We start from the raw sequence: 5150 nt of genomic DNA, 5'->3' as shown, positions 1-5150 counted from the left end.
CCTTGATGCCCGCCGCCCAGACCATCAGATCGGCATTGATAAACTCGCCGCCTTTGGGGTTCAGGCCATGCTCATCGGCACTGGTCACCATGGTATTGGTTAATACACGCACGCCAAGCTTGTTCAGCTCCTGGTGCGCCGCTGCGGAAATACGTGGCGGCAGTGCGGGCAGAATACGCTCACCGGCTTCAACCAGGGTAACCTTCAAGGCGCTGTTATCCAGCCCTTCAAAACCGTAGCTGTGCAACTGTTTGACCGCGTTATGCAGCTCTGCCGACAACTCAACGCCGGTAGCCCCACCGCCCACGATGGCAATATTCACGCTCTCCTTCTCTTCCGGATTGGCAGAGAACTTGAGGAACAGGTTCAACATCTCGTTATGGAAACGGTGCGCCTGATTCGGGTTATCCAGGAAGATGCAGTTATCTCTTACCCCTGGGGTGCCAAAGTCGTTCGAGGTGCTGCCGAGCGCCATCACCAGGATGTCGTAGCTCAACTCGCGGGCGGGAACCAGCTGGCAGCCTTGCTCATCGCAGATCTGCGTTAACTGCAGCGTTTTATTTTCACGGTCAATGTTGACCAGTGAACCCAGTTGGAAGTTGAAGAAGTGATTACGCGCATGCGCCAGGTAGTTCAACGCATCCACACCATCGTCCAGGGAGCCGGTAGCGACTTCATGCAGCAACGGCTTCCACAGATGGCTGTGGTTGCGATCCACCAGCGTGATTTCCGCTTTGTGCTTACGACCCAGTTTATGACCCAGGCTGGTTGCCAGCTCCAGACCACCGGCACCACCGCCGACAATAACGATTTTCTTCTTTGGCGTTGTCAAAATGACCCCCTGAATGTGAACCAATTGTTGCCTAAGGGTAAATAAATAATATCCTTAGAATACATAGGGTTCGCTTAAGTTAAACCTGCTATCTGAGGCCAGAATAGCACGAGAGGTTATTTGGTCATACCAAAATTGATGTACGTCAAAGTTTTTTGGTTAAAGGCTGGACGAAGGGCTTTTTTGAGGATTGTGATTCAAATAGTTAGCGCGAGATCACCGTTTTGCATTTTGCTGCCTACCGGCGAAAACGGGTTCGATAAAAACAAAAAAGCCGCAATTGCTGCCCTTAGGGAACAGCGTTCACGGCTTGGTTATGCGTTATAAAACTGTTACGCCAGCGTCTTGAATGCCTTGATACGCTGAAGGTGTGGCGAGATGTTTTTAAACTTGTGAGTCTGCTGTTCATCCCAGACGATTTCATAATACTTGTGCAGCAACTCGGCACTACGCTGGCTGTCCAGCACTTCATCCTGGCGAGAAAGCACCACCAGGCAGCGATCACGGTTCTTCTCACGGAAATCTTCCACGCATTTGGTAGCGATATCGCGATACTCTTCCGGCCGATCGATCTTGCCGTGCATATGTTCTTCCGGGTACAGGTTCGGGTTGAAGATCACCTGACGGATGCCGCACAAAAAGCCGATACGTTCAGCCCAAAAACCGCCAAGACCTACGCCGCAAATCAACGGATGGGCATCCCCTTCCTGCTGAACCGCCTTGTCCACCTCTTTCAATAAATGCTGCATATCATGGCGCGGATGCAAAGTGCTGTAGCTGATAAAGCGCACGTCCGGATCGATGAACTGTAACTGCATAATCTTTTCATGATTGCCGGGACTGGTGGAATCGAAGCCATGCAAATAAATAATCATGTGGTTCCTCGCAACAAGCTGGGGGCCGCTGGCAGCCCCCATTATTAACGCCGCCTTCTTGCGGCGCCCTGGCCGTTCACCCCGCTGAGCGTTGCTTATGCTCTTCCCAGCGTTCATGCAATTGACTCAGCGCATGATGCGCCTTTTGCCAACGGTCGGAATCGCGCAGTTCCTGACGGGTGAACTGACCGCGATGATATAACCGCTGCAATTTCTCTACTTTGACCGGGGACAGGTTATCTAACACGCTGACCGCCCCTGCCCGATGATTACAAACCAGGATCATATCGCAACCGGCATCCAGCGCCGCCTGGCCACGCTCGGCATAGCTGCCCATGATCGCCGCCCCTTCCATCGACAGATCGTCAGAGAAGATCACGCCCTCAAAGCCCAACTCCTGACGCAAGATTTGCTGCAGCCAGTAAGGCGAGCCGCTGGCCGGGCGCGGGTCTGCTTCAGTATAGATGACGTGGGCTGGCATGATGGCATCCAGCAACCCGCGTTGGATCAGCTCACGGAAGATAGTCATATCGTGTTCGCGGATTTGGGCCAATGGCCGCGGATCGCGCGGAGTTTCTTTGTGCGAGTCCGCCGTGACTGCGCCATGCCCAGGGAAATGTTTGCCGGTGGTTTTCATCCCGGCGCTGTGCATCCCCTGGATAAAGCGTTCGGCCATCACTAACGCCTGCCGCGGATCGCTATGGAAAGAACGTTCACCAATCGCCGCGCTGGCATGGCCAATATCCAATACCGGGGCAAAGCTGATATCGATGTCCTGGGCAATCATTTCCGAGGCCATCAGCCAGCCGGCTTCCTGAGCCAGACGCTCGCCTTCCTGGGCATCGTTGAGTGCCGCAAAGGACTGCGCCGCCGGTAAGCGGGTGAAACCTTCACGGAAGCGCTGCACGCGCCCGCCTTCCTGATCCACCGCCACCACCAGCCGCGAGTGCGAAGCCGCGCGGATCTGGCGAACCAGCTCACGCAACTGCTGTGGATCGGCAAAGTTGCGGGTAAACAGGATTAATCCCCCTACCAGCGGGTGTTTTAAAATCTCGCGTTCTTCTGCGTCCAGCTCATAGCCGACGACATCTAGCATTACTGGGCCCACGGCCACCTCACATCAGTATTCATGATTAATGGGACTATGATAAACAAAAACGCCGGTATAACGCTGCGCCCCAACGCAAAAATTCCATCTCCCGACACTGCTGCCAGCGCACTTCGCACCACATCAGCATCAGGTAATCTACCCACGGCAACCAACGCTGGACCTGTGAGGCCAACTGCGGCAAATCGGCATAGCCGTGGGGCTGGTATTGCTCTAAAAAGCGTTGTTGGACAGCCGGGGAAAATTGATTGAAGCGAAACATCGCCGCTAGCTCCAGGGCGATATCGCCATCGGCAGCATACTCCCAGTCGATCAGCCTGAGTTGCCCGGCCTGTCGCAGCAGATTACCGGCATGAATATCCATGTGCAGCGTTGCCAGCTGCAACGGTCGCGGCAGGGTGCCATTGATGAAATAGCGCTGCCAACGCAGCCAGGCTGGTGTGATCCGCCGGCGATCAATTTGCTGCCAATAGCGGGTAAACTGCTGTTGCAGATCCAGCCGGTAGCCACTCAGCCCACGGTTATGCAGCCGGGCGGTCAGCTCCGCCAACTCACCGTTGCCCGCTAAGGAAGCAAACGCCGTTTCGTCAACGTTTTCGCCAGCAAGCCATTCGACGATCAGCCAGTCTGGGCTCTGTAGCAACACCTTTGGGCCCATGCCCAATCCAGCGCGTTTCAGCACTCGCCCCTCACGCCGACGGTTAACGCCGAGCATGCGTTTTTCCGGCGTCTGCGGGCGAGCCAACAGTTGTATATCGTCACCGTCGATCCGCCAGCTTTCTCCGGTCAACCCTTGTACCAGGCTAAAATGACAACCGGCGGTATTTACCGCCGGCAGCCTGTTACTCAAGAGTCGCCGCAGCTCGGATTCAGTATTTGACGTCGCCATTGCCTGACCAGACGATCTCACCGGTTTGTACCAGCATCAACTGCATTTCCATTGCCGGTGACTTAACATCGCCACTGACATCGCTATACAACACGTATTGCGCGTTGACGATGCGCGCCAGGCCAATCGCCTTGCTGCGCGACCCCAGGCTATCTTCCGCCGACAGGCCTAGCGTCTGTTTGGCACTCGCCAACTGTGCTTCCGGCACGACGGCAAAGGTGTTGTTGGATGCCAAAGCCTGATGCAGCGCGGAAGTGGCATTGCCGATGCTCAATGAGCCATTGGTATTGTTCTTCACGCTGTCGAGTAGCAATACGCTGCCAGGCGTGACACCATCGGCCTTCAGCATCTGATTGACCAACGGCTGCACGCTACCCAGCCAGTCAAGCTGCTGGATCTTCGGCGGCTGTGGCACCGGCTCGGTGGTCGGTGGCAACGGTTCAGGCTGAGGCTCTGGTTGCGGCTGTGGCTCGACCGTCACCGGTGCCGTAGGCTCTGGCGGGCGTGATGGACAACCGGTTAACACCAACGCGGCCAGCGCCACCCATAGGAACTTTTTCATTACCTTCTCCAACGTAACCCAAAACTTATAAGTATAAATACAGACGTACACGCTTGGCATCAAGGTTGCCATTCAACGAATAAATCTCGGTGTCTGAATTGGCGGCAACAGTGACCGTGCGCGGCAGTTCAAAAGGCAGGATATCCAGCCCCTGTTTGTCATACCAGTAGAAACGATAGTGGAGGGTCACCGGCATCGTCTGGGTGTTGCTGAGCACCGAACTGGCCCGCAGACGGCCAGACGCGTCGGCAATAGACGGGTTATCCGCCAGAATACCCGCCGTCAGTACCGGTGAATCCATCACCACCGTTTGCCGTTCATTGACCGAGATGCCCTTCGGGCTGCTACAGCCCATCAGCATCGCGGCGGGGAGCACCAGCGCCATCAAGTAACGCGTCGTGTGAATATAGCGCATGGTCTTCCTCGATTAACGTGACAACAACGGGCCCAGAACGCGCCCACCGACTAAATGCATATGAATATGATAGACCTCTTGCCCGCCGTGACGATTGCAATTGATGAGCAGGCGGTAGCCGTCTTCGGCAATCCCTTCCTGCTCGGCAATTTTGGCCGCCACGGTGATCATACGGCCTAATGCGGCTTCGTGTTCCACGGTCACGTCGTTCACCGTTGGGATCAACACGTTTGGCACGATCAGGATATGGGTCGGTGCCTGTGGGGAAATATCACGAAATGCGGTGACCAGTTCGTCCTGGTAGACCACATCGGCAGGGATTTCACGGCGAATAATTTTACTGAAAATCGTTTCTTCGGCCATCTGGAACTCCTTGTTCAGCGAAAATATTGGTTTACGCAGTATCGTGACAAATTCTACTGCTATCAACCCGATTGCGCACTTTCCGTATCGAGTGATGGAGAATCAC

The 5150-nt window shown here is 55.1% G+C and carries 7 protein-coding genes; all 7 read right to left on the bottom strand.

The genetic code is table 11. From position 1 onward, the window contains the following. A partial coding sequence (locus ACLQ7H_RS14295; protein WP_411753240.1) for an NAD(P)/FAD-dependent oxidoreductase occupies positions 1 to 832 on the bottom strand: 832 nt, incomplete at its 3' end. Between the two features lie 332 nt (positions 833 to 1164). After that, positions 1165 to 1707, bottom strand: coding sequence for an alpha/beta hydrolase YcfP (ycfP, locus tag ACLQ7H_RS14290; RefSeq protein WP_411753239.1), 543 nt, complete (start codon positions 1705 to 1707; stop codon positions 1165 to 1167). A gap of 76 nt (positions 1708 to 1783) precedes the next feature. Then, positions 1784 to 2803 carry a beta-N-acetylhexosaminidase gene (gene nagZ / locus ACLQ7H_RS14285; protein WP_411753238.1) on the bottom strand — a complete coding sequence of 340 codons (1020 nt, stop codon included), beginning with the start codon at positions 2801 to 2803 and terminating at the stop codon, positions 1784 to 1786. A 46-nt stretch (positions 2804 to 2849) separates the two neighbouring features. Continuing rightward, positions 2850 to 3704: a phosphotransferase gene (locus tag ACLQ7H_RS14280; RefSeq protein ID WP_411753237.1), complete on the bottom strand. Its 855-nt coding sequence runs from the start codon at positions 3702 to 3704 to the stop codon at positions 2850 to 2852. Beyond that, positions 3685 to 4266, bottom strand: coding sequence for a penicillin-binding protein activator LpoB (gene lpoB, locus ACLQ7H_RS14275; RefSeq protein WP_024531148.1), 582 nt, complete (start codon positions 4264 to 4266; stop codon positions 3685 to 3687). The genes ACLQ7H_RS14280 and lpoB overlap by 20 nt, the downstream gene beginning before the upstream one ends. 25 nt (positions 4267 to 4291) lie before the next feature. Beyond that, a complete protein-coding gene (locus ACLQ7H_RS14270) occupies positions 4292 to 4681 on the bottom strand; it encodes a YcfL family protein (RefSeq protein WP_411753236.1) in 390 nt (129 codons plus the stop codon). 12 nt (positions 4682 to 4693) lie between these two features. Next, positions 4694 to 5044, bottom strand: a complete 351-nt coding sequence (gene hinT / locus ACLQ7H_RS14265) for a purine nucleoside phosphoramidase (protein ID WP_411753235.1) — start codon at positions 5042 to 5044, stop codon at positions 4694 to 4696. Positions 5045 to 5150: the final 106 nt, after the last annotated feature.

This window comes from Serratia sp. (in: enterobacteria) (assembly GCF_046715635.1).
Taxonomy (GTDB): domain Bacteria; phylum Pseudomonadota; class Gammaproteobacteria; order Enterobacterales; family Enterobacteriaceae; genus Chania.
This window is presented reverse-complemented; position numbering and strand designations above follow the sequence as displayed.